This is a genomic window from Actinoplanes sp. NPDC051388 (genome assembly GCF_055586225.1).
Window position 1 is genome coordinate 160,767 of sequence record NZ_JBVJIP010000014.1, and the last position, 21,665, is coordinate 182,431.

General features: G+C 70.2%; 19 protein-coding genes and 2 tRNA genes. 16 read left to right on the forward strand and 5 right to left on the reverse strand.

The features are described 5' to 3' along the window. Window positions 1-220 precede the first annotated feature (220 nt). From ACZ6TI_RS31565 to ACZ6TI_RS31595, 7 genes are all read left to right on the forward strand, one after another. Window positions 221-1,777 carry a sugar ABC transporter ATP-binding protein gene (locus ACZ6TI_RS31565; protein ID WP_465348824.1) on the forward strand — a complete coding sequence of 519 codons (1,557 nt, stop codon included), beginning with the start codon at window positions 221-223 and terminating at the stop codon, window positions 1,775-1,777. Next, window positions 1,774-2,829: an ABC transporter permease gene (locus ACZ6TI_RS31570; protein WP_465348825.1), complete on the forward strand. Its 1,056-nt coding sequence runs from the start codon at window positions 1,774-1,776 to the stop codon at window positions 2,827-2,829. Before ACZ6TI_RS31565 ends, ACZ6TI_RS31570 begins: the two co-directional genes overlap by 4 nt. Window positions 2,830-2,900: 71 nt before the next feature. Continuing rightward, a complete protein-coding gene (locus tag ACZ6TI_RS31575) occupies window positions 2,901-3,944 on the forward strand; it encodes a substrate-binding domain-containing protein (RefSeq protein WP_465348826.1) in 1,044 nt (347 codons plus the stop codon). Window positions 3,945-3,981: 37 nt separating this feature from the next. Continuing rightward, on the forward strand, window positions 3,982-5,166 hold the full coding sequence (locus ACZ6TI_RS31580) for a Gfo/Idh/MocA family protein (RefSeq protein WP_465348827.1): 1,185 nt from the start codon (window positions 3,982-3,984) through the stop codon (window positions 5,164-5,166). 85 nt (window positions 5,167-5,251) lie between these two features. Beyond that, window positions 5,252-5,860 carry a DUF1349 domain-containing protein gene (locus tag ACZ6TI_RS31585; RefSeq protein WP_465348828.1) on the forward strand — a complete coding sequence of 203 codons (609 nt, stop codon included), beginning with the start codon at window positions 5,252-5,254 and terminating at the stop codon, window positions 5,858-5,860. A gap of 412 nt (window positions 5,861-6,272) precedes the next feature. Further along, complete coding sequence (locus ACZ6TI_RS31590) at window positions 6,273-7,376, forward strand: TIM barrel protein (protein ID WP_465348829.1); 1,104 nt, start codon at window positions 6,273-6,275, stop codon at window positions 7,374-7,376. Window positions 7,377-7,559: 183 nt separating this feature from the next. Then, the gene (locus tag ACZ6TI_RS31595) at window positions 7,560-8,567 is read left to right on the forward strand and encodes a sugar phosphate isomerase/epimerase family protein (RefSeq protein ID WP_465348830.1); all 1,008 of its coding nucleotides are present in this window, start codon (window positions 7,560-7,562) and stop codon (window positions 8,565-8,567) included. A 56-nt stretch (window positions 8,568-8,623) separates the two neighbouring features. Here the strand turns inward: ACZ6TI_RS31595 and ACZ6TI_RS31600 are convergent, their stop codons facing one another. Continuing rightward, window positions 8,624-8,902, reverse strand: a complete 279-nt coding sequence (locus ACZ6TI_RS31600; RefSeq protein WP_465348831.1) for a hypothetical protein — start codon at window positions 8,900-8,902, stop codon at window positions 8,624-8,626. A gap of 198 nt (window positions 8,903-9,100) precedes the next feature. On the opposite strand from ACZ6TI_RS31600, the gene ACZ6TI_RS31605 reads away from it, so the two are divergent. The 6 genes from ACZ6TI_RS31605 to ACZ6TI_RS31630 all read left to right on the forward strand — a co-directional run bounded on the left by ACZ6TI_RS31605 (window position 9,101) and on the right by ACZ6TI_RS31630 (window position 12,270). Further along, a tRNA-Asn gene (locus ACZ6TI_RS31605) sits at window positions 9,101-9,173 on the forward strand. A 116-nt stretch (window positions 9,174-9,289) separates the two neighbouring features. Continuing rightward, window positions 9,290-10,555, forward strand: coding sequence for an NAD(P)/FAD-dependent oxidoreductase (locus ACZ6TI_RS31610; protein WP_465348832.1), 1,266 nt, complete (start codon window positions 9,290-9,292; stop codon window positions 10,553-10,555). Window positions 10,556-10,603: 48 nt separating this feature from the next. After that, window positions 10,604-10,680 (forward strand) — tRNA-Ile (locus ACZ6TI_RS31615). Between the two features lie 265 nt (window positions 10,681-10,945). Beyond that, a complete protein-coding gene (locus ACZ6TI_RS31620) occupies window positions 10,946-11,242 on the forward strand; it encodes a type II toxin-antitoxin system Phd/YefM family antitoxin (RefSeq protein WP_465348833.1) in 297 nt (98 codons plus the stop codon). Next, window positions 11,239-11,640: a type II toxin-antitoxin system VapC family toxin gene (locus tag ACZ6TI_RS31625; RefSeq protein WP_465348834.1), complete on the forward strand. Its 402-nt coding sequence runs from the start codon at window positions 11,239-11,241 to the stop codon at window positions 11,638-11,640. Before ACZ6TI_RS31620 ends, ACZ6TI_RS31625 begins: the two co-directional genes overlap by 4 nt. A 456-nt stretch (window positions 11,641-12,096) precedes the next feature. Beyond that, window positions 12,097-12,270, forward strand: coding sequence for a hypothetical protein (locus ACZ6TI_RS31630; RefSeq protein ID WP_465348835.1), 174 nt, complete (start codon window positions 12,097-12,099; stop codon window positions 12,268-12,270). A 75-nt stretch (window positions 12,271-12,345) separates the two neighbouring features. Here the strand turns inward: ACZ6TI_RS31630 and ACZ6TI_RS31635 are convergent, their stop codons facing one another. Next, window positions 12,346-14,982: a tetratricopeptide repeat protein gene (locus ACZ6TI_RS31635; protein ID WP_465348836.1), complete on the reverse strand. Its 2,637-nt coding sequence runs from the start codon at window positions 14,980-14,982 to the stop codon at window positions 12,346-12,348. 252 nt (window positions 14,983-15,234) lie between these two features. Between ACZ6TI_RS31635 and ACZ6TI_RS31640 the strand changes: the two genes are divergently transcribed. After that, window positions 15,235-15,765, forward strand: a complete 531-nt coding sequence (locus ACZ6TI_RS31640) for a peptidase inhibitor family I36 protein (RefSeq protein WP_465348837.1) — start codon at window positions 15,235-15,237, stop codon at window positions 15,763-15,765. A 564-nt stretch (window positions 15,766-16,329) separates the two neighbouring features. Here the strand turns inward: ACZ6TI_RS31640 and ACZ6TI_RS31645 are convergent. Further along, window positions 16,330-16,926: a hypothetical protein gene (locus tag ACZ6TI_RS31645; RefSeq protein WP_465348838.1), complete on the reverse strand. Its 597-nt coding sequence runs from the start codon at window positions 16,924-16,926 to the stop codon at window positions 16,330-16,332. A 154-nt stretch (window positions 16,927-17,080) separates the two neighbouring features. Beyond that, complete coding sequence (locus ACZ6TI_RS31650; RefSeq protein ID WP_465348839.1) at window positions 17,081-18,646, reverse strand: FAD-binding oxidoreductase; 1,566 nt, start codon at window positions 18,644-18,646, stop codon at window positions 17,081-17,083. A gap of 17 nt (window positions 18,647-18,663) precedes the next feature. On the opposite strand from ACZ6TI_RS31650, the gene ACZ6TI_RS31655 reads away from it, so the two are divergent. Together ACZ6TI_RS31655 and ACZ6TI_RS31660 are read left to right on the forward strand one after the other, a co-directional pair. Next, a complete protein-coding gene (locus ACZ6TI_RS31655) occupies window positions 18,664-19,269 on the forward strand; it encodes a TetR/AcrR family transcriptional regulator (RefSeq protein ID WP_465348840.1) in 606 nt (201 codons plus the stop codon). After that, the gene (locus tag ACZ6TI_RS31660; RefSeq protein ID WP_465348841.1) at window positions 19,266-20,804 is read left to right on the forward strand and encodes a glycerol-3-phosphate dehydrogenase/oxidase; all 1,539 of its coding nucleotides are present in this window, start codon (window positions 19,266-19,268) and stop codon (window positions 20,802-20,804) included. The genes ACZ6TI_RS31655 and ACZ6TI_RS31660 overlap by 4 nt, the downstream gene beginning before the upstream one ends. 61 nt (window positions 20,805-20,865) lie before the next feature. Here ACZ6TI_RS31660 and ACZ6TI_RS31665 read toward each other — a convergent pair whose 3' ends face one another. Further along, window positions 20,866-21,621 (reverse strand): DinB family protein, encoded by a 756-nt coding sequence (locus ACZ6TI_RS31665; protein ID WP_465348842.1) that lies wholly within the window; start codon window positions 21,619-21,621, stop codon window positions 20,866-20,868. Window positions 21,622-21,665: the final 44 nt, after the last annotated feature.

Consider the following 21,665-nt stretch of genomic DNA (forward strand, 5'->3'; position numbering starts at 1 on the left):
CGAGCAGGCGGCGGCAGGCGAGCAGGCGGCGGCAGGCGAGCAGGCGGCGGCAGGCGAGCAGGCGGCGGCAGGCGAGCAGGCGGCGGCAGGCGAGCAGGCGGCGGCAGGCGAGCAAGCTGCCGCAGGCGAGCAAGCGGGAGCAGGAGCCGCAGGCGTAAGCGGAGCGGCAGCGGAAGCAACAGCCAGGCAGGACCCAACGGCCCGGGAGGAGGCGATCGCCATGGACGAGGCAGCGCAGACCGCTTCCTCAGAGGAAGCAGAGCAAAGGCCGGTCGTTCTGCAACTCAACGACGTGGTCAAGATTTTCCCTGGGGTACGCGCGCTGGACGGCGTGCAACTCGAGGTGCGGGCCGGCGAGGTCCACTGTCTGCTCGGTCAGAACGGCGCCGGGAAGTCCACTCTGATCAAGATCCTGGCCGGTGTGCACCAGGCCGACGAGGGCAGCATCACGTGGCAGGGCGAGCCGTTCACCCCGGCCAATCCGCAGTCCGCGATGAAGGCCGGCATCGCCACCATCTATCAGGAACTCGACCTGGTCGACGACCTCTCCGTCGCGGAGAACGCGTTCCTGGGCCACGAGGAGCGGACGTTCGGGTTCGTCCGGCGGGGCGCGATGGCCCGGCGTACCCGGGAGATCTTGGCTCGTCTCGGGCATCCTCAGATCCCGCCGCGCCGGTCGGTGCGCTCGTTGCCGGCCGCCGGCAAGCAGATCGTCAGCATGGCCCGGGCGCTCTCGCACGACGCCAAGCTGATCGTCATGGACGAGCCCAGCGCTGTGCTCGCTCATGACGAAGTGGCCAACCTGTTCCGGATCATCCGGGAGCTGACCGCCCAGGGCATCGCGGTCATCTACATCTCGCACCGGCTCGAGGAGATCCGCGAGATCGGCGACCGGGTGACCGTGCTCAAGGACGGCCGCACCACCGCGGCGAACCTGCCGGCACGCAGCACTCCGACGCGCGAACTGGTCAACCGGATGACCGGCCGCAGCATCGAGTACGTGTTCCCGCCCCGCGTGCCCCTCGAGGACGACCCCGAGACGCTGCTGGTGGTGGACGGCCTGACCCGTGAGGGCGAGTTCGCGGACGCCTCGCTGCAGGTGCGGAAGGGCGAGATCGTCGGCATCGCCGGGCTGGTCGGCTCGGGCCGGTCGGAGCTGCTGGAGACCATCTTCGGCGCGCGTCCGGCGGACGCCGGCACGGTGACCATGAACGGCAAACGGGTCCTGTCGGTCGGCGGCGCGGTGAAGGCCGGCATCGGCATGGCGCCCGAGGAGCGCAAGAGTCAGGCGCTGCTGCTGGACGAGCCGATCTACCGCAATATGACGCTGTCCTCGTTCGCCTCCTTCGCGACGGTGGGCTTCACCGACACCGGCGACGAGCGGGCCGCCGCGGCCAAGGTCGCCGATTCGCTCGAACTGCGCCCGCGCAACGTGACGCGCGCGGTGCGCACGCTGTCCGGCGGCAACCAGCAGAAGGTCGTGGTCGGCCGCTGGCTGCTCGGCGGAACCAAGTTGTTGCTCCTGGACGAGCCCACCCGCGGGGTGGACGTCGGCGCGCGCGCCGAGCTCTACCAGGTGATTCACAAGCTGGCGGAGAGCGGCGTCGGTGTGCTGCTGGTCTCCAGTGAGGTGCCCGAGGTGCTCGGGCTGTCCGACCGGGTCCTGGTCATGCGCGAGGGCCATCTGATCCATGAGGCGCCGGCCGGCGACCTCGACGAAGCGGCCGTACTCGACCTCGTCATGGCGGGGTCGTTGCTGGAAGGTGAACCCGCATGACAGACACGCAGGTGGCCAAACCGGCGCCCGCGCCCGAGACCCCCAAACACGAGTCCCGGCAGAGCTGGTGGAAGAGCGATGCCGCGGAGCCGGTGCGGCGCAATCTCGGGCTGGTCGGCGTCCTTATCGTTCTGGTGATCATCGGTGTGGTCACCAGGCCCGAGCTCTACGGCGACGCGACCTGGGTGCGCAACAACGTCTTCACGATCCTGCAGCAGGCCTCCGCCATCGGCGTGGTGACGGTCGGGATGACGTTCGTGATCATCGGTGGCGGCATCGACCTCTCGGTCGGCGCGATCATCGCGGTCTCCGGCGTGTGGTCCACCACGCTCGCCACCCAGAGCTACGGCACCGCGGGCATGATCTTCACCGCGGTCCTGGTCGGCATCGTGGTCGGGCTGATCAACGGGGTGCTCATCTCGTACGGAAGATTGGTGCCCTTCATCGCGACCCTCGCGATGATGGTGGCCGCCCGCGGCCTGGCCGCGCAGATCTCCGGCAAGCAGACGCAGGTGTCGGCGGACAACACCATCAACAGCATCGCCTCGACGAAGGTGATCGGGATCCCGGTGCTGGTGATCATCCTGGCCTTCGTGGTGGCGGCCGGCTGGGTGCTGCTGAACCGCACCACGTTCGGCCGGCGCACGGTGGCGATCGGCGGCAACGAGGAGGCGGCCCGGCTGGCCGGCATCAACGTCCGCTTCCACACCGTGCTGCTCTACGCGCTCTCCGGCCTCTGCTGCGGGATCGCCGCGATCATGTTGACGTCCCAGGCGACCAGCGCACAGGCCGCCATGGCGAATCTTTACGAACTGGACGCGATCGCTGCGGCGATCATCGGTGGCACGCTGCTCAGCGGCGGCCGCGGCACCATCATCGGCGCGCTCTTCGGCGTGCTGGTGTTCAGCACCATCACCAACCTGTTTGCGATCAACAACCTCTCCACCGAGGTCCAGAACATGGTCAAGGGCGGAATCATCGTCGCGGCCGTGCTGGTCCAGCAGTTCCGCTACAAATCGCTCACCCACCTCCTGGGTCGCACCAAGAGCTGACCGAACCTTTAAATCCCACACAAAAATCACAGGCGACCGGTGACGGCCGCCAGGTCACCCCTGGAGAAAACATGTCGAACATGTCCCGCCGCCGCATCCTCCTCGGCGGCGCCGCGGTCGGCGCCGGCGCTCTTCTCACCGCCTGCACCAGCAACGAGCCGGCCGAGAACACCCAGATCAACACCAGCAACGAGTCGGCCAACCCGAACTCCGCCACCGGCACCAAGGTGGTCATCGGGTTCTCCGCGCCGGCCGCGGACCACGGCTGGATCGCGGCCATCACGAACAACGCCAAGGCGCAGGCCCAGGCGTACTCCGACGTGGAGTTGAAGTCGGTCGAGGCGGGCGCGGACGCGGCCGCCCAGCGGGCCGCCCTGGCCACCCTGATCGCGCAGAAGCCGACCGTCATCGTGATGCTCCCGCACGACGGCAAGGAGCTGAACGCGGTCGGCCTGGAGGCCATGCGGGCCGGCATCCCGGTGATCAACCTGGACCGGGCGTTCCCGGACCGGGCCGCCTACCGCCTGCAGATCAAGGGCGACAACTTCGGCATGGGCGTGGCCGCCGGCAACTACATCGTCGAGCAGATGAAGGCCAAGAACATCGCCGCGCCGATCATCGGCGAGATCCCCGGCATCGACTCGCTGGAGCTCACCCAGGAGCGCAGCGCGGGCTTCAAGGAGGCGCTGGCCGTGGCCGGCTTCAGGGTCGCCAGCCGGCGCCCGGCGGAGTTCACCGCGGACACCGGTCAGCGGGCGGCCACCGAGCTGCTGCAGGCGCTGCCCAAGGTGGACGCGCTCTGGAACCACGACGACGACCAGGGCATCGGCGTGCTGGCGGCGATCAAGCAGGCCAACCGCACCGAGATGCTCATGGTGGGTGGGGCCGGCTCCAAGGCCGCGATCGACGCCATCGTCGCGGACAACAGCGTGCTCAAGGCGACCGTCACCTACAGCCCCTCGATGGCCTCTTCGGCGATCTCGCTGGCCCGCCTGATCGGGCAGAACAAGGGCATGTCCGACCTGGTGGAACTGCAGGTTCCCAAGGAGATCACGCTCGCGTCGGAGACGATCGTGAAGGACAACGCGGCTCGCTACGCGAAGCTCGGGTTCTGACGTATCGGCAGTTCAAGACCACCTAAGGGAGATCAACATGGGGCAGCTGCGGGTCGGCATGGTCGGCTACGCGTTCATGGGCGCCGCGCATTCCCAGGCGTGGCGCACCGTCAACCACGCCTTCGACCTGCCGCTGTCGGCTCAGATGTCGGTGGTGTGCGGCCGCAGCGAGGCGGGCGTCGCCGCGGCTGCCGCCAAACTCGGCTGGGAATCGCACACCACGGACTGGCGTGACGTGATCGCCCGGGACGACATCGACCTGGTCGACGTCTGCACCCCGGGCGACACCCACGCGGAGATCACGCTGGCCGCGCTCGCCGCCGGCAAGCACGTGCTGTGCGAGAAACCCCTGGCCAATTCGGTGGCCGAGGCGCGGCAGATGGCCGCGGCCGCGGCTGAGGCCCAAACCCGTGGGGTACGCGCGATGTGCGCGTTCAACTACCGCAGGGTCCCGGCCGTGGCCCTGATGCGGCAGTTGATCAAGGACGGGCGGATCGGCGAGATCCGCCACGTCCGCGCCGTCTACCTGCAGGACTGGATCGTGGACCCGGAGTTCCCGCTGGTCTGGCGGCTGCGCAAGGAGGTGGCCGGCTCCGGCGCCCTGGGCGACATCGGCGCGCACATCGTCGACCTCACCCAGTTCGTCACCGGTCAGCACATCTCCTCGGTAAGCGCTCTCACGGAGACGTTCATCAAGGAGCGCCCGCTGCCGGCCGAGTCGGCGGGCCTGGCCGCGTCGGCGAACGGCAACGGCACCGGACAGGTGACCGTCGACGACGCCGCGCTGTTCATCGCCCGGCTGGACGGGGGAGCGGTGGCCACCTATGAGGCCACCCGGTTCGCCACCGGCCGCAAGAACGGGCTGCGGGTCGAGGTGAACGGGTCCCTCGGCTCGATCGCCTTCGACTTCGAGCGGATGAACGAGCTGTCCTTCTACGACGGACAGTTGCCGAGCGCCGAGCAGGGCTTCGCCACCATCCTGGTGACCGAGCCGGAGCACCCGTACATGGCGGCGTGGTGGCCGCCGGGCCACCCGATCGGCTACGAGCACACGTTCACCCACGAGATGCGGGACCTGATCGAGGCGATCGCCACCGGCCAGGACCCGACACCGTCGTTCGCCGACGCGCTGCAGGTCCAGCTGGTGCTGGACGCGGTGGAGCGGTCGGCGGCCGCGTCCGCGTGGATCGAGGTGGAGCCCGCGGCGGTCGCCGCCGTGTGAGACTGCCCGTCGCGCGCCGGGAGGGACGGTGCGGTTGCGCCCCGCGCCGGCCGGCGCGCGACGGGTTGACTCCCAGGGAGGTCTCATGGATCTGCAGGAAATTCCGTTCGCCCTGACCGCATCGCCCGCCGAAGCGTGGCGGCACGAGTCCGGCACGGTGGTCGCCACCGCGCCCGCGCACACCGACCTCTACATCAACCCCGGGGGCCCCGACTCCGGCGACGCCGAGTCGATGCTCGACGCCGCGACCCTGCTCGGGTCGCCGCCGGCCGGCGACTTTCAGCTCAGCGCGCGGGTCACTGTCGACTTCCGCGCGCAGTACGACGCCGGCGTCCTGCTGCTGTGGGCCGACGAGACGCACTGGGGAAAGTTCTGCTTCGAGTTCTCGCCGGCGTCGTCACCCATGGTGGTCTCGGTGATCACACGTGGTGTGTCCGATGACGCGAACGCCTTCACCGTGCCGGAGCGCACGGTGTGGCTGCGGGTCGCCCGGATCGACCGCGTCTACGCCTATCACGCGTCGACCGACGGCAAGGCCTGGGAGCTGGTCCGGATCTTCCGGCTGACCGACGACGTCAGCGGCCATCGGATCGGCTTCGAGGCGCAGTCGCCGACCGGGGACGGCTGCACGGTGACGTTCGATCAGATCCGCTTCAGCGCGCAACGACTGGAGGATCTCCGTGACGGGTCGTGACGAATGCTCCGTAGCGCACCGCGACATCGGCACGTGTGATCGTTTCGTGCATGCCCGTTCGTGCAGATGATGAACGTGGAAAACGCTCTCACATGGCCTGCGGATGTCTTCCCGGTGGCGTCCACGGGCTGGTCATGCCCTTTCGCGCGAGTGGCTGAGACCGATGTGGACGCTCCAAATCGATCATGTTCGCGCCGGTCACGGCGTCGCACGGCCGGTACGCCGCTGATCCGGGCACACGCCGACTCTCGTATCCGGGGCTAGACAACCCCACGGATGGAGGCGTCATGGCAACCCCGCGGTCGGCCGTACGCAAGTCGGGACCCGGCGACGCCCTGGTCCATACTGGAGCCATGAGCACGCGCGGATGCACGTGCACATGCACCGGTGCACTCGTCCAGGGAGGACTCTGATGCGGTTGCGTCACCGTTCCGGCCGACTTGTCCACCTGAGCTCCGGCCTCGATCTCCGTGCGGCGCGCGATCTGCCCGCCGTGGTCAGCCGGCTCGACGCCTTCGCCTCCGCGACTCGCGGCCGGCTCGGCGTCGACATCCTCGGCGTAAGCCTCTGGCTGCCGCCCACCCTCGCCGCCGCCCTCGCTGTCGACGGGCGTCTCCGCACCCGGCTGCGAGGCGAGCTCGATGCCCGTGGGCTCGAGGTCGTCACGTTGAGCGGGGTGCCCTTCGCCGAGGGCGGCGGCGAGGCCTCCGAGGAGCCCGACTGGAGCGACCCGGCCCGCCTCGAATACACCCTCGACCTGGCCCGCATCCTGGTCGACCTGCTGCCTGACGACGCCGTCCGGGGCGCGGTCACCACCACCGGCCTCGGTCGCCGGGCCGGCTGGGACGCCGGCAAGGAGAAGGCCTCCGCCCGCATCATGGGCCGGCTCGCCGCCGGACTCGCCGAGGTCGCCTGGCACACCGGCCGCGCCGTGCGGGTCGGCATGCAGCCCGCCCCCGGCAGCGTGCTGGACGGCACCGACCAGACCATCGCCGCGCTCGCCCAGGTCGGCAAGGAGCGCATCGGCGTCACCCTCGACCTGGCCAACCTCGCGTGCACCTGGGAGGACCCGGCGGACGCGCTGGACCGGCTGGCGGCCGCCAAGATCTCGGTGGTCGGCGTGCAGTTCACCGCCGCCGTCGAGGTGGCCCAGCCGCGGGCCGCCGCGGAGGTGCTCCAGCGCTTCGTGCGGGCCGGCGAGCGGCACCCGGTGACCAACCCCGCCGGGGCTTATGTCGACGACCTGCCCGAGGCGATCGCCGAGATGCCGCCCGGGCCGTGGCGGGTGCGGCGAGGTCTGCCCCTGCACGTTGCCCCGCCGGCCCCGCTCACCGCCACCACGGACGTCTGGCGGGACGCGCTGCGGCACCTGGTGGGTGGCCCGGCGCCGATCATCGAGCATCTCGACGTGCCCGCCGAGGGCACCGCCGCGGACGTGCTCGCGGAGCTCGCGTACACCAGGAATGAGCTGGAGAGTCTCGGCCTCTCGCCGCCGGCTCAAGTGCGCGCCGCCTGAGCCTCGCGCTTCTCTTCCGCCGACGGCGGTCGCGCCTCTAGAGTTTGGGAGGCACTGCCGAGATCCCGGTGGGCCGGCCGGGAGGCGCAAACCCGAGCCGTGCCGCGACGCCGATCCGCGCCGTGCCGCCCGGGCAGGCTGCCCTCGCCGCCCGTGTTCCGCCAAGCGACGAGGGAGATGACCATGGCGCGACCCATCACGCTCTTCACCGGCCAGTGGGCCGACCTGCCGTTCGACGAGGTTTGCCGGTTGGCCTCCGAGTGGGGCTACGACGGCCTGGAGATCGCCTGCTGGGGCGACCACTTCGAGGTGGACCGGGCGCTCGCCGAGGACGACTATGTGCAGCGCAAGCTGGAAACCCTGAAGCAGCACGGCCTGTCCGTGTATGCGATCTCCAACCACCTGGTCGGTCAGGCGGTCTGCGACCACCCGATCGACCAGCGCCATCAGGACATCGTCGGTCCGGCGATCTGGGGCGACGGCGATCCCGAGGGGGTACGCACCCGGGCCGCCGAGCGCATGAAGGACACCGCACGGGCCGCCGCCAAGCTGGGCGTGAACACCGTCGTCGGCTTCACCGGCTCCTCGATCTGGCACACCATCGCGATGTTCCCGCCGGTGCCGGAGTCGATGATCGAGGCCGGTTACCAGGACTTCGCCGACCGGTGGAACCCGATCCTCGACGTGTTCGACGAGGTCGGCGTGCGGTTCGCGCACGAGGTGCACCCGAGCGAGATCGCCTACGACTACTGGACCACCCGCCGCACGCTGGAGGCGATCGGCAACCGGCCCGCCTTCGGGCTCAACTGGGACCCGTCGCACTTCGTCTGGCAGGACCTCGACCCGGTCAACTTCATCCTCGAGTTCAAGGACCTGATCTACCACGTCGACTGCAAGGACGCGAAGGTCCGCACCGGCGACGGACGACGCGGGCGGATGAGCTCACACCTGCCCTGGGCCGACCTGCGCCGCGGCTGGGACTTCGTGTCCACCGGCCACGGCGACGTCCCGTGGGAGGACTGCTTCCGAGCCCTCAACGCCATCGGGTACGACGGACCGATCTCGATCGAGTGGGAGGACGCCGGCATGGATCGCCTGGTCGGAGCCCCCGAGGCGCTGCAGTTCGTGCGCCGGCTCGCCTTCGACGCGCCGTCGGCGTCGTTCGACGCGGCCTTCTCCTCGTCTTCATAATTGCCAAGGGGCCGCACCTTCGTTGGTGCGGCCCCTTGCGTCTTGCCCTGCGGCGATCAGTACGTGGTGCCCGTGCTGTTCGACGTGCTCAGCTGGGTCGTGCTGTCGGTCGTGTGCAGCTTCTGCCCGAGCTTGGACTGGTCCAGCTTGTCCTTGCCCTCGGTGTAGAGCTTGTTGGCCTGTGCCTGAGCGACACCGGCGGCCTCCTGGACCGTCGGGTGCTCCCACACCTTCTTGGCGTTCGCCCGGATCTCTTCGTACTTCTCCCGGCCGGCACGGCTGCCCAGGACGAAGCCCGCCGCGAGACCGCTGATGAACATGAGCTTTCCGCGCATGGCGGCTCCTTCCGTTCAAGACGCGCTTGCGTCTGGTTGCTGGCATACCCATCCTGCCCCGGAGTCATTCCTGCTGCCGGGTTTCGCCTGATCGGCGCTCCAGGAGTAACCCTGTCGACAAGGGGGGTGCGGGGTCATGTACTGTGGTTCCGGTCGCCAGGACAGCCCGCTTCGGCAGGGTCCAGGGGCGGTCGTCTTTCCCCGATAGCTCAATTGGCAGAGCAGCCGGCTGTTAACCGGCAGGTTATAGGTTCGAGTCCTATTCGGGGAGCATCACCTCTCTGCGTGCCGGCACCCTCTTCGAGGGCGACCGGCACTTTTCGCATCCGGCGCGCAGGCTGCCCCGCTAGTCTGGGCGCTGGGTCGTTTGTCCATGTGAGGTGCTCTGTGTCGCAGCCCGTGAAGGTGGACGTCGTCATCGTCGGCGGCGGTCTCGCCGGGTTGGCGGCCGCCCGCAGGCTCGACCGGGCCGGCGTCGACTGGCTCCTCGTCGAGGCGGCCGACCGCCTGGGCGGCCGGGTCGCCACCGATGTCGTGGACGGCTGGCGGCTGGACCGCGGCTTCCAGGTGCTCAACACGGCCTATCCGCGGGTGCCCGCCCTGGTCGACATCGACGCGCTCGACATGCGCTATTTCACTCCCGGCGTGCTGGTCCGCCGCGGCGGCGGGCTGCACCGCCTGGAAAACCCGCTGCGCGAGCCGCTGGCGGCGCCCAAGACCATCACCTCGGGGGTGGGCACGCTGGGCGATCGGCTCAAGTTCGCGGCCCTCGCCACCCGGTACGCGACCACGCCCGTCGCCCGTCTGCTCGAGGCGCCGGAGTGCACCACGCAGGAGGCGCTGCGCCGGGCCGGGCTGTCCCACCGGATCATCGAGGAGGCGCTGCGGCCGTTCCTCTCCGGGGTGTTCGGCGACCGCGCCCTCGACACGTCCAGCCATGTGCTGGCGATGGTGCTGCGTTCCTTCGCGCGCGGCCGCATCGGCGTCCCCGCGGCCGGGATGGCAGCGCTGCCGGCGGCGATCGCGGGACCCCTTCCGTACCCTCAATTGCTGGTGAACGTCCGCACGCTGTCCGTCGGACCCGGCGTCGTCGTCACGGACGGCGGCGAAATCCACTGCCGGGCGGTCATCGTGGCCACCGACCCGGTCACCGCGTCCCAGCTCCTGCCGCGCCTGCCGGCCCCCGACATGCACGGCCTGACCACGTTCTATTTCGGCGCCGACCGAGCCCCCATCGACGAGCCCACCCTGCTCCTCGACGGCGACCGGCGCGAGATCATCGCCAACACGGTGGTGATGAGCAACGCCGCGCCCGAATACGCGCCGGCGGGCAAGAGCCTGATCGCCGCCTCGGTGGTCGGGGTATCCGCCCCGTCCGGCGCCTCGGAGCAGGTCATCCGAGTCGAGCTGGCCCGCATGTACGGCGCACCGTCCGAGGACTGGACCCTGCTCGAGGTCGTCACGATTCCGAACGCGTTGCCCGCGGCCCCCGCTCCGCAGGGCGACCTGCGCAAGCCGGTGGCGATGGGCGACGGCCTGTTCGTGGCCGGCGACCACCGCGACAGCCCCTCCATACAGGGCGCGCTGGCGGGTGGCTGGCGCACTGCGGGAGCAGTGCTCACCACCCTCAGCGCGGCGGTCGCGGCGGCCTAGATCAGTGGCTGGGGGCAGTTCCCAGAGGATAGGATCGCCGCCGGTACCGGGGCGGTAGCTCAGCGGGTTAGAGCAGTCGACTCATAATCGATCGGTCACGGGTTCGAGTCCCGTCCGCCCCACCATATCCATTCCGGGGGCCGAGCCCCCGGACGCCCCGCGTTCCGTGGGTCGCGCCGGGCGGCCGGGTGCCGGTCCGTTTTTCGCCGATCGAGAGGCTGCGCCACCGGCCCGGCCCCGGGGATTGTTTCTGGGTAGCTCGCTGTCCCGCTTGATCCTGTGTGGACAGGATCAGTGGTTACCCGGTTGTCCGAGGTTCCGCGCGCCACGCTCGGCCGGAAGAAATCGAAGTCGCGTGTTGTGGCCACAATATTGTGATACATTCAGCCCATGGCGACTCTCGGTGAGCACTCGGTAGGTCTTCGGGAGCTACGGCACAACACCAGTGAGGTGCTGGCGCGGGTGCGGCACGGGGAGACCATCGACGTGACGGAGTACGGCAAGCTGGTGGCGCGGATCGTGCCGGTCGGCGAGCGAGAGCCGACGCCGGCGCTGGACCGCTTGGTCGAGGCTGGTCGGGCACGCCTGGCCGTGCGACCCGGATTCCGGCCGCGGATGCGCGCCGGAGATGGCACTGACCGACTTGGCGACGCACTGTCCGCGATGCGCGATGAGGAACGCTGGTGAGCCTGTATTACGTCGACACCTCAGCGGCGCTCAAATTGCTTGCTGAGGAGAGTCATTCCCGCGCGTTCGCCAAGTTCTACGACGACGGCGCCGATGCCTCGTGGGTCAGCTCAGCGTTGCTTCGGATCGAAGTGATGCGCGCCGTCAGCAGGGTCATGCCGGCCGCGCTGCCGGACGCGAGGGCCCTCCTTCTGGCCTTCAACTATGTGAGCATCGACGACGAGATCGTCGACGCCGCGATGAATGAGCCGGACCGCATGCTGCGTTCGCTGGACGCGATTCACTTGGCCACGGCGCGAGTCCTGGGACCAGATCTGGACGGCCTGGCCACATACGACGATCGGCTTGCCGCCGCAGCAAAAGACGCAGGAATGCAAGTGATCGACCCGCGCGACTGATCTGCTCAGGACGAGCCATCCTGGAGCGTCTCAAGTGGAGTTCGACAGAAGTTGCGACCGGGTCGCGCGTGCCGAGTCTCGGACGTCCGTGACAGAACTGCTCTGCCGGGCAATGCTGATGCTGCCGCGGCTGCTGACTCGACGGTCGACTCGCAGTGGTTTCGGCGCGGGGCCGCCCGGACGGGCGTCAAGGATACGGGACACCTCAGCGGCGGTGAGTGGGTTGGGTAGCCACCGCAATACGACACGGTCGGGACCGAGCAGGTGCAGGACGCCGTGGTCGATGCGGACGATAAGCCGTTGCCCGGCCAGAGCGAGCAGGCCGGTGGAGTTAATCGCCATCGGCTAGCAGGTGATGCAGCTGGGTGAGGTTCAACCGGGACGGGACCGTCTTGCCAATGACAGGGGCAGCTTCAACGCGATGCCGTCATCGCGGTCCGGTCTAAACCGGTCGGCGTGCGGACCCGTCCGGGCATCAGGGCGCGGGGGTTCGAGCGGGGGCAGCGGCAGGTCGGCGACCTCGGCCGAGCGGACGCCGCGGACGGCGGCGTCGAGGTAGCGGCCGGCCCACGCCTCGATCGCGCCCGGGGTGGCGAGACCGCCGATCGGCAGCGGTACAACCTTTCGTGAAGGCAATCTGCGCCGATCCGGCCGGGGCTGATGTCGGTCACCTGGGTGGCCACGACGCCAGGTTACCGATTGCCTTCACAGAAGGGACCTTTCCTGAAGGCACCTGGCAAGCGCTCGCCTTTGCTGTTCGGAGCCGGTTGCGGTGAGGTCCAGAGCGGTGAGATTGGCGCGGATCTCGTCGGCCGGTATGCCGAGGCCGTCGTAGAGAGCCCTCGCCTGCTGGTAGTACTCGCAGGCAAGGGCGGGGTTGCCGAGGGCGTGCTGGGCGCGGCCGATGCCGGTGAGGGCGCGGGCCAGCTGGTCGCGTTCGTCGGTGTGGGCGGCGGCGACTGTGTAGGCGACGGTGTGGTGGGTGAGGGCTTCTGCGGGACGGCGGGCGGTATGGGCGGCTTCGCCGAGGCCGTTGAGTGCGGAGGCTTTGCAATTTCGGCTGTCCGCATCGTCGAGGATGGCCAGGGCTTGCTGGTGAAACTCAGCGGCGCGATCGGGCTGGCCGAGGTGGGTGTGGAGGGTGCCAAGGCGGTCCAGCGCCCAGGATTCGCCATCGCGGTTGCCGAATTGCCGAAGTACGACCAAGGCCTGCTTCAGTTGATCGCCTGCCGGCCCGTGTCGGCCCGACCGGGTCTCGATGTCGCCGAGATTGGTCAGCGCGCAGGCTTCGCCGTCCCGGTCGCCGGCCTGCCGGTACAGGATCAGGGCCTGCTCGTAGTGCCTGGTCGCCGACTGGTATCGGCCTAGGTGCCTTTCGAGGGTGCCGAGGTTGTTCAGGGCGTGCGCTTCGCCAACGAGGTTGCCGGTCGGCCGGAACAGAGCTATGGCTTGTGCGTAGTGATCGCTGGCCGTCCGGTACTGACCCAGCCGTTGCTCGATGTAGCCGAGGTTGTTCAAGGTGCGTGCTTCTCCGACCGGGTCGCCGACGTTTCGATGCAGAGTCAGGGCTTGCTGGAGGTGTTCCGCAGCCGGCCCGTATCGGTCGAGCTGGCCGTAGGCGCTGCCCAGGTAGGTCAATGCGTGGGCTTGCGCGGCCGGGTCGCCGTTATGACAGGCGGCCTGGTAGGCGTGGCCATGCACGGTTAGAGCGTCGGTGAGGTGGCTGCCGCAGAGATAGCGGTACAGGACGCCGGAGAGCCGGATGGCGTGGGTGGGCCAGCCGTGGCCGGCGGTGTGCGCGGCGACGGAGACCAGTGTGGACCGTTCGGCATCCAACCAGGCCGGGGCGTTGCCCGGACCGGTCAGGTCCGGAGTAGGCGTGACCGACGGGAGGATGGCGGGCCGCCAACGGGCCTCGCCTGGAACCAGCAGGTCCATCGCGGCCGATGTGGTGGCCAGGTAGTAGTCGAATAGGCGGGTCAGTGCGGTGCGGCGCGCGGGCGGGCGGTCCTCGTCGTGGGCCCGGCCTGAGGCATAGGCGCGAATCAGGTCGTGGTAGGTGAATCGGCCAGGTGCCGTCCGTTGCAGGAGGTGATCGCTGTGCAGGTTATCCAGGCTCGCCTGAGAGGTGATCAAGTCAGTGTCGGTCAGGGCCGCGGCGGCGTAGGCGTCGAAGTCTTGTCCGGGGTGCAGGGCGAGCAGCCGCAACATCCGACGCTGGTCTGCGGGTAGGCGCTGGTAGGACAGATGGAGAGCGAGTTCGACGCCGGTGTCCAGGCGCCGCTGGTGGTGGCGTTCGTCGAGCCGGTCGGCGTGGTCGGTCAACGTCCAGCCCGGTGTGCTGCCGATGTGCCCGATGATCAGGCTGAGGGCCAGGGGCAGATAGCCGCAGCGCCGGGCGATCCGGGCCGCGGCGTCCAGGTCTGGGTCGACGGGTATCTCGGAGACGGCCCGGGTGAGGAATGCCAGGGCCTCGTCCGGGGTGAACACGTCCACGGACAGGTGGGTCGCGGGACACAGGTCGGCCAGGCTACGTCGGCTGGTGATCAGGGTGAGGCAGCCTGGTGTGGCTGGTAGCAGCGGGCGGACCTGTTCGGCGGTCGCGGCGTTGTCCAGCACCACCAGTGCCCGGGTTCCGGCGAGGCGATCGCGGTAGGCGGCGGCCCGCGCAGCGAGGTTGTGGGGGATCTGCTGGCCGGGTATTCCGAGCAGGCGCAAGAACCCGTCCAGGACCGCGGCCGGGTCCGCTGGCGGCTGCGCCGGGTCGGGATCGAACCCGCGCAGGTTGACGAACAACACCCGCTCAAACGGACGCTCCCGGTGTAGCAGGTGTCCGGCGTGGATGGCGAGTTGGGTTTTGCCGACCCCGGCCATCCCCTCGATCGCGGAGATCACCACCGCGCCCTCGCCCCGAACTGCGTGGCGGAGCCGGTTGAGTTCGTCGGTGCGGCCGGTGAACTCGGCCAGATCCTGCGGCAGGCTGTTTTGCACCCGGACCTGGGACACCGCCTCGATCTCCCCGCCCACGGCACGCAGGGCTTGGCGCCAGTGGGTCACGTACCCGGTATCGGGATGCAGCGCGTGGACCACCGCGACCACCAGGTCGGTGTCCAGCCGTCGCCGACCGGGCCGGAAGCAATACGCGACCGTGGACCTGCGCGTCAGTTCACCGGCCGGCCGGCCGGCTGCGGTCCAGGCCGCGTTGACCCGGTCTTTGATCGTCTCGTAGGAGGGGTCACCGGCCCAGACCTTCAACCGGCGTAGCCGCTCGACGAGATCGGTGAGGCTACCGGCCTGCGCCGGATCGGGCAGCGTGACGAAGGCGTCTTCCGGCGCGGTCACGGGCTCCCCTGACAGCGGCATCCCTCACCACCCATCAGTCATATTCGATATCTCCGGTTCGAGGCTAGCGAGCTACTCGCAACCGGCGGTATCAGTCACATGACAGTCGGCGCGCTGCCTAAGCGGCGCCTTCCCGCCCGCCGCGGAACCCACGTCCAAATTCGTCCCGAATCCACCATCCCCCCAAGTCCCCACTCGACACTGACTCCGGCACGACATCCATGTCGATCACTGGCAGACGGAGGGACTCACATGTTGAAGAACAAACGCCGGGTCGCGAGATCGTTCGGCCTACTGGCCGTACTCGCGCTGTTCGCCGCCCTGCTTCCCAGCGGCACGGCCCAGGCGGAAGGAGACGGGGCGAAATTCGTCGCCCCGTCCAGGGCGGCAGGGCTCAGCGCGGACAAGGCCGGCGCACTGAAGGCGGACGCGGACCCGGAGCCGTCGACCGGCGCCGCGACGAGCCACCCGAGCCTGACATCCATCCCGGACCGGGGCCTCCTCGCCTACGATTGCCCGGCCGGCGCCACGGCCTGCTTCTACACCGGACTCGGCGGCACCGGCACGGGTTACGCGTTTTCGAAATGCGGGTTCGAAGGCCTGGGCGGACTTGCGATCATGGACAACGTCCACTCGGTCAAGAACCAAAGAGGCGTCTCAGTCTCGCTCTACAACTGGAACGGCTATGGCTACGAGCTGAAGGGCTGGGTCATCGGCACAAACCCAGGCACGGGCGACTTCCACGCCAACATGGGAGCCGACGTCGTGAACGTCTTCTGCTGAACCGGCCCCGTGGCCGCGCGGTGAACGAGGCCTTGACGTTGCCTGCAAGAGCCTCGAACGCGTAAAGGCAGGCGTTGAATCGAAAGCGCAGCACACGGCCGCCGTCCCCAGGACGGCGGCCGTCGTCCTCGTGACCCCTTGGCTCGGGCCGAGATCGAAGACGTCCGGGACGCCGCGGTGGAGTTCGACAGAAGTTGCGACTGGGTCGCGCGGCCGGTGAGACTTTCTCTACGTACCTAGAGCACAAGATCCGATCGAACGTGCGACCACTCAGCTCCGGCAACGAGTCCGGATTGGACAAGCCACCCTGAACCAGATCGACACCGGACGGCGGGGAGGTGTGATGAAGTTTCTCACCGAGAAGGTCTCGCTCGGCCGGCCACTCGGCCAGCCGGTCCAGTGAGTCTTCCCGGGCGCGTGCCTGCTCGTAGTCCGCAGCGAGTTCCTGCCAAGCCTGACTCGAATTCTGGGCGCTGTCGCCGTCGGATCCCGCCGCCGACCGGCGGCCATGTGCCGTCAGGCACAGGAGCGTAGTCATCGCCGGTCAGCGGGCTTCCGCCAGTTTCAGAGTTTGACCCGTAGGGAGTTGTTGGTGGGGACCAGGTCGGTCGTGGCTGAAACGATGTGGGCCGTCACGTCTGTTCTTCCCGCGGTCCAGGTCCCCTGAATCTCGAACCGGAGCTGTGTGCCTCCGCCGAAGGCGATTCGCTCGTGGACATCGACCACGCAGACCGCCCCTTTGCAGCTACGCGTTTCGCCCTGACTGAAATTGCTGAAGGTGATGTCGGCGCCACGTCCTACCGTGAGTCTCACCTGGTATCCGGTGTCCGCTGGGATGGCGGTGGGTCCGAGGTTGGCGAAGCTCACGGTGATGGTCCGGCTGCCGGTCACCAACTCGCCGGGGGTAAGGCTGGGATTGGGCGTGAGGAGGCTGCCCTGCGCGACCAGGTCCGCAAACGGGCCGGTGACGGGTGGCTGGGATGGGGTCGCAGCTACGCCCGGGGCCGCTGACGTGCGCCCGGAGCGGTCGGCGGGTTTGTCGGTGGCCAGCGCCGGCAAAGTTGCCACGGCCATGGCCACGGCCGCGCCGGCGATCAGCAACGTGGGTCGGAACGTACTCCGGAAGCGTCCCGTCCGGGGCGCGCCGTTCTGGTCCTTCACGCTGTTGCACCTTCCTCATCTGCCGGCACCCCGGCGCAGGCGTTCGATCAACGATCGTGATGGTATGGCGAGTCCACGATGTCGTGACGCGACTTAAGTCATTGGTAAGGCCGCCGTTCCCCGGACGTGAGGGTCGAACTGGACGGCGGCCTCGTCACTCCTGGCCGGCGCGGGGCAGGAGGATGCCGGGGTTGAGGATGTGGGTGGGGTCGAGGGTGTCCTTGACCGCGCGCAGCGCGGCCAGGCCGAGCGGCCCGATCTCCTCGGCGTACCAGGGCACGTGGTCCCGGCCGACCCCGTGGTGGTGGCTGATGGTGGCGCCGCAGGCCGCGATGGCGTCGCTCGCCGCGATCTTCGCCCGCTGCCATTGTGCGATCGGATCGTCCGCCTGGGCCGCCAGCACGGTGAAGTAGAGCGACGCGCCGGTCGGGTAGACGTGCGAGAGGTGGCACAGCACCAGCGGCGGCGTCCCCTGCGCGGTCAGGTCACCGGCCAGCGCCTCGCGTACGGCGGCGTACACCCGCGGCAGGTTGTGCCAGAACGTGGCCGTCTCCAGCGTCTCGGCGAGCGCACCGGCGTCCAGCAGGGCGTCGCGCAGGTACGGTCCGGCGTATCGGCCGCGCCGCCATGCCTCGCCCGGCTCGGGGCCGAGGTCCTTGCCGCCGAGCGCGGCCAGCCGGGCGGACACCTCGGCCTGCCGCCGGGGTGCGTCGTCCACACCGGCCTCCACGCCGACGACGGCGAGGCAGCCGCCGTCGAGCCCGGAGCCGCCGGCCACGGTCTCCGCCTCGTCGGACAGGCGAAGCACGGTGGGCAGCGGCCCGTCCTGGGCGAGCGAGCGGACGGCGTCGGCGCCGGCGACGAAGGACTCGAACGCCCAGCCGGCGTACCGGCGCTGCGCCGGCACGGGCCGCACCTGCACAGTCACCTCGGTGATGATCCCGAGCGCGCCCTCGCTGCCGAGGAAGAGCTGGCGGAGGTCTGGCCCGGCCGCGGACTGCGGAGCCCGCCCGGCGGTCACCGTGCCGGCCGGCGTCGCCACGCGAAGGGCGACCACGAGCTGGTCGAACCGGCCGTAGCCGGCGGACGCCTGCCCGCTGGAGCGGGTGGCGGCGAAGCCGCCGATCGTGGCGTACTCGAAGGACTGCGGGAAGTGTCCGAGGGTGAATCCGTGCGCGGCAAGCAGTTCCTCCGCTCGGGGCGCCGGCACGCCGGCCTCCAGCGTGGCCGTACGCGAGACCGGGTCGACGGCGACCAGCCGGTCCAGCGCGCCGAGGTCGACGGCGACGACGCCGGCGTACCCGGTCCGCTCCGCCCGAAGCCCGGCCACGACGGAGGTCCCGCCGCCGAACGGCACGGCGGCCACCCGCCGCGCCGCGCAGGCCCGCAGCAGGCCGACCACCTGGTCGTGGTCCGCGGGCCGGGCCACAGCGTCGGGCGCGTCGGGCAGCTCGCCGGCCCGGGCGCGCAGCAGGTCCACGGTGGACTTGCCGGCTGCGTGGGCATACCTGGCGGCGTCGTCGTCGCGCACGTCGGGGCAGGCCGCGCGCAGCGCCGCCAGCGCCTCGGCCGGCAGCGCCAGCTCGGGCAGCCGGGTCCGGGACGCGGCCGGCCGGGCGGTCCGCACCCCCAGCGCGTTGGCGAGCACTGACTGGATCTCCGCCGGCAGCGGATGGGCGTCCTCCGGGCGGCCCCAGCGGGCGGCGTCTGCAATGGCCATGGGTTACACTGTGACACGTGGAGTCCATTCGTCACAAGCTTTCCCGGCGCACGGGCGACGACGCCCTGCTCGACGCGGCCCGCGAGTGCATCATCCGGGTGGGCCTGCGGCGCACGAGTCTGACCGACGTGGCGCGCCGCGCCGGTGTCTCCCGGATGACGCTCTACCGCCGCTGGCCGGACATGGAGTCGCTCATGTCCGCCCTGATGACCCGCGAGTGGGCCACCGTGTCCGCCGCCGCCCTCGGCTCGGCGCACGGCGGATCCACCCGCGAGCGGCTGGTCGACGGCCTGGTCACGTGCGTGGCCGGGGTGCGGAGCAGCCCGATGCTGCGCCGGATCGCCGAGCTGGACCCGGAGATCCTGCTGCCATATGTGGTGGACCGGCGCGGCACCAGCATCGACCGGCTGCTCAATCTGGTCGTGGACCGCATCGCCGACGGTCAGCGGGAGGGCTCGGTGCGCGCCGGCGACCCGGCTCTGCTGGCCCGCGCGGTGATGCTCGCCATCCAAGGCTTCACGCTGTCCACCCAGACCATGACCGACGAGGTCGACGAAGGACGGCTCGGCACCGAGCTGGGCCCGCTGCTCGATCGCTACCTGTCCCCGGAGGGCACCGCATGAACGCCGGCACCTCGCTCACCGCCGCCCGCCGGGCCGCCGAGCTGACCACACTGCTCGGCGGGACACGGGTGGACGTGCTGGTGGTCGGCCTGGGCGTGACCGGCGCCGGTGTCGCCCTGGACGCGGCGTCGCGCGGACTGACGGTGGCCGCGGTGGACGCCGGTGACCTGGCGTCGGGCACCTCGCGGTGGAGTTCGAAGCTGGTCCACGGCGGCCTGCGCTACCTCGGCAGCGGCCACGTGCGGCTCGCGCACGAGAGCGCGGTCGAGCGGCACATCCTGATGACCAGGGTCGCCCCCCACCTGATCGCGCCGCTGCCGATGGTGATGCCGCTGACGCCGGACATCGGCGCCGCTTGGGCAGCGGCGAGTCGGGCGGTGTACGTCGCCCTCGACGCGCTGCGGATCGGCGCGGGCACGCCGGCTGCCGTCCTGCCACGCACCCGACGGCTGGCGCCCGCCGAGGTGTGCCGGCTGCTGCCGGCCGTGCGGCGCGACGGTCTGCGCGGCGGACTCGTCCAATGGGACGGTCAGCTCATCGACGACGCGCGGCTGGTGGTCGCGCTGGCCCGCACGGCGGCGGGCCTCGGCGCCTCGATCGTGACCCGGTGCCGGGTCGATGCCGTGCACCCGGGCGGCGCCACGGTCCGCGACGCGCTCACCGGCGAAACCGGTGAGATCCGCGCCCGGGTGGTGGTCAACGCCGCCGGAGCCTGGGCGGACCGGCTGGACCCGGGCATCCGTCTGCGCCCGTCCCGGGGCAGCCACCTGGTGCTGCCGGCCGCCGCACTGGGCAACCCGGTGGCCGGCATGACCGTGCCGGTGCCCGGCGACCGGCACCGGGTCGTCTTCGCGCTGCCGGCGCGCGGCGGTCGGGTCTACGTCGGGCTGACCGACGAGCCGGTGGACGGCCCGGCCCCGGAACTGCCGCAGACCGAGCCGGCCGAGGTCGAGTTCCTGCTGGACGTGCTCAACGGCGCGGTCCGGCCCGGCATCACCGAGGCGGACGTGATCGGCACGTACGCGGGCATCCGGCCGCTGCTGGCCGGCGCGGACGGTGCCCGCACGGCGGACCTGTCCCGCCGCCACCTGGTGCGGGTCAGCGGGAACATGGTCACGATCGTCGGCGGCAAGCTGACCACGTACCGCCGGATGGCCGCCGACGCGGTCGACGCGGCCGTGCGCCACGGTGGGCTGGCCGCCGGGCCGTGCCGGACGGACCGGATGCCGCTGATCGGCGCGGGCTCGCCGAGGCGGCTCGCCACGGTGCCGGCGCCGGCCCGGCTGGTCGCCCGGTACGGCGTGGAGGCGCCGGCGGTCCTCGCCGAGGCGGGCGGCGACCCGACGCTTCTGGCCCCGATCGCGGACGGCATCGACGTCACCATGGCCGAGCTGCTCTGGGCGGTGCGGCACGAGGGCGCCCAAGACGAGGGCGACCTGCTGGACCGGCGTACCCGGATCGGGCTGGTCCCCGCGGACCGCGACCGGGCCGCACCGGCCGCCCAACGCGCGCTCGCCCTAGCCCCCTCGTGTTGATCTGCTCGCACTCGGAGACAGCCTGGCCAATGAGGAGATCGCACGGGCGCCTCCGTCCGGTTCAGGCTCCGGCTTCGAGCACGGCGAGGTCGCGCACCGCGTAACGGTGATGCTCGGCCTCTTCCTTGAGCACCACCTTGAGGCAGCGGCGCACCACGTACTCCTGGTCTGGATATGGGTCCGCCGGCTTGCGACCACACACCCGATCGAGCTCGGCCTCGGTGAGCCCGTCGACGACACGCCGCATCGTGGCCATGCGAGCGAGCCTCGGCTCGAGTATCTCGTCGAGCGTCGGGGTGGCTTCGAGGGTGAGCCCGAGCTTCGCCGCTGCGTCGGGTGGCATCCCGCCGTGCGGAAGGCCCAGCGGGTGATTCGGCGTCTCTTCCTCGAGCACGGCGTTGCCGAGCCAGAGATCGCCGGCCATCAGCAGGTGCCGTTGCGTCTCGACGAACGACCACTCGCCGTTGACCCGCTCGTGCAGCTTGGCCTCGGGCAGGAGCCGGGCGCGGTCGAGCGTCGCCTGCCATTGCGCCTCGATGGCATCCCAGGCGGCCCGGTAGTCGACGGGGGACGCGGCGTCCCGCGCCAGCACCCGCGTGGGGTGCTGCCGGTCGAGCTCGCCCTCGACGTAGGCGGTCACGTCGACGTCGTTGACCACGAGACGCTCGAAGGAGCCACCGATGTAGACGTCGCCCCCATAGCAGTCCACGATCTTCAGGCCGCTGACCTCGCAATCGCGAATCTCGAGGCCGGCAAGGTCGCACAGGTGGATGCGCGCACCACGGAACTGGTCACTCTCGGCGTACGCGGCAGGCATCGGGACAATCTCGCGCATCCGCCCCGCCCGCGTCAATGGTCGTT

Bases quoted from the DNA above. Each gene is read 5' to 3' on its own strand.
- ACZ6TI_RS31650 (WP_465348839.1), bottom strand. From the start codon at position 18,646: ATGGCCATTGCAGACGCCGCCCGCTGGGGCCGCCCGGAGGACGCCCAT.
- ACZ6TI_RS31640 (WP_465348837.1), top strand. From the start codon at position 15,235: ATGTTGAAGAACAAACGCCGGGTCGCGAGATCGTTCGGCCTACTGGCC.
- ACZ6TI_RS31590 (WP_465348829.1), top strand. From the start codon at position 6,273: ATGCGGTTGCGTCACCGTTCCGGCCGACTTGTCCACCTGAGCTCCGGC.
- ACZ6TI_RS31595 (WP_465348830.1), top strand. From the start codon at position 7,560: ATGGCGCGACCCATCACGCTCTTCACCGGCCAGTGGGCCGACCTGCCG.
- ACZ6TI_RS31580 (WP_465348827.1), top strand. From the start codon at position 3,982: ATGGGGCAGCTGCGGGTCGGCATGGTCGGCTACGCGTTCATGGGCGCC.
- ACZ6TI_RS31620 (WP_465348833.1), top strand. From the start codon at position 10,946: ATGGCGACTCTCGGTGAGCACTCGGTAGGTCTTCGGGAGCTACGGCAC.
- ACZ6TI_RS31660 (WP_465348841.1), top strand. From the start codon at position 19,266: ATGAACGCCGGCACCTCGCTCACCGCCGCCCGCCGGGCCGCCGAGCTG.
- ACZ6TI_RS31585 (WP_465348828.1), top strand. From the start codon at position 5,252: ATGGATCTGCAGGAAATTCCGTTCGCCCTGACCGCATCGCCCGCCGAA.
- ACZ6TI_RS31600 (WP_465348831.1), bottom strand. From the start codon at position 8,902: ATGCGCGGAAAGCTCATGTTCATCAGCGGTCTCGCGGCGGGCTTCGTC.
- ACZ6TI_RS31665 (WP_465348842.1), bottom strand. From the start codon at position 21,621: ATGCCTGCCGCGTACGCCGAGAGTGACCAGTTCCGTGGTGCGCGCATC.
- ACZ6TI_RS31565 (WP_465348824.1), top strand. From the start codon at position 221: ATGGACGAGGCAGCGCAGACCGCTTCCTCAGAGGAAGCAGAGCAAAGG.
- ACZ6TI_RS31570 (WP_465348825.1), top strand. From the start codon at position 1,774: ATGACAGACACGCAGGTGGCCAAACCGGCGCCCGCGCCCGAGACCCCC.
- ACZ6TI_RS31575 (WP_465348826.1), top strand. From the start codon at position 2,901: ATGTCGAACATGTCCCGCCGCCGCATCCTCCTCGGCGGCGCCGCGGTC.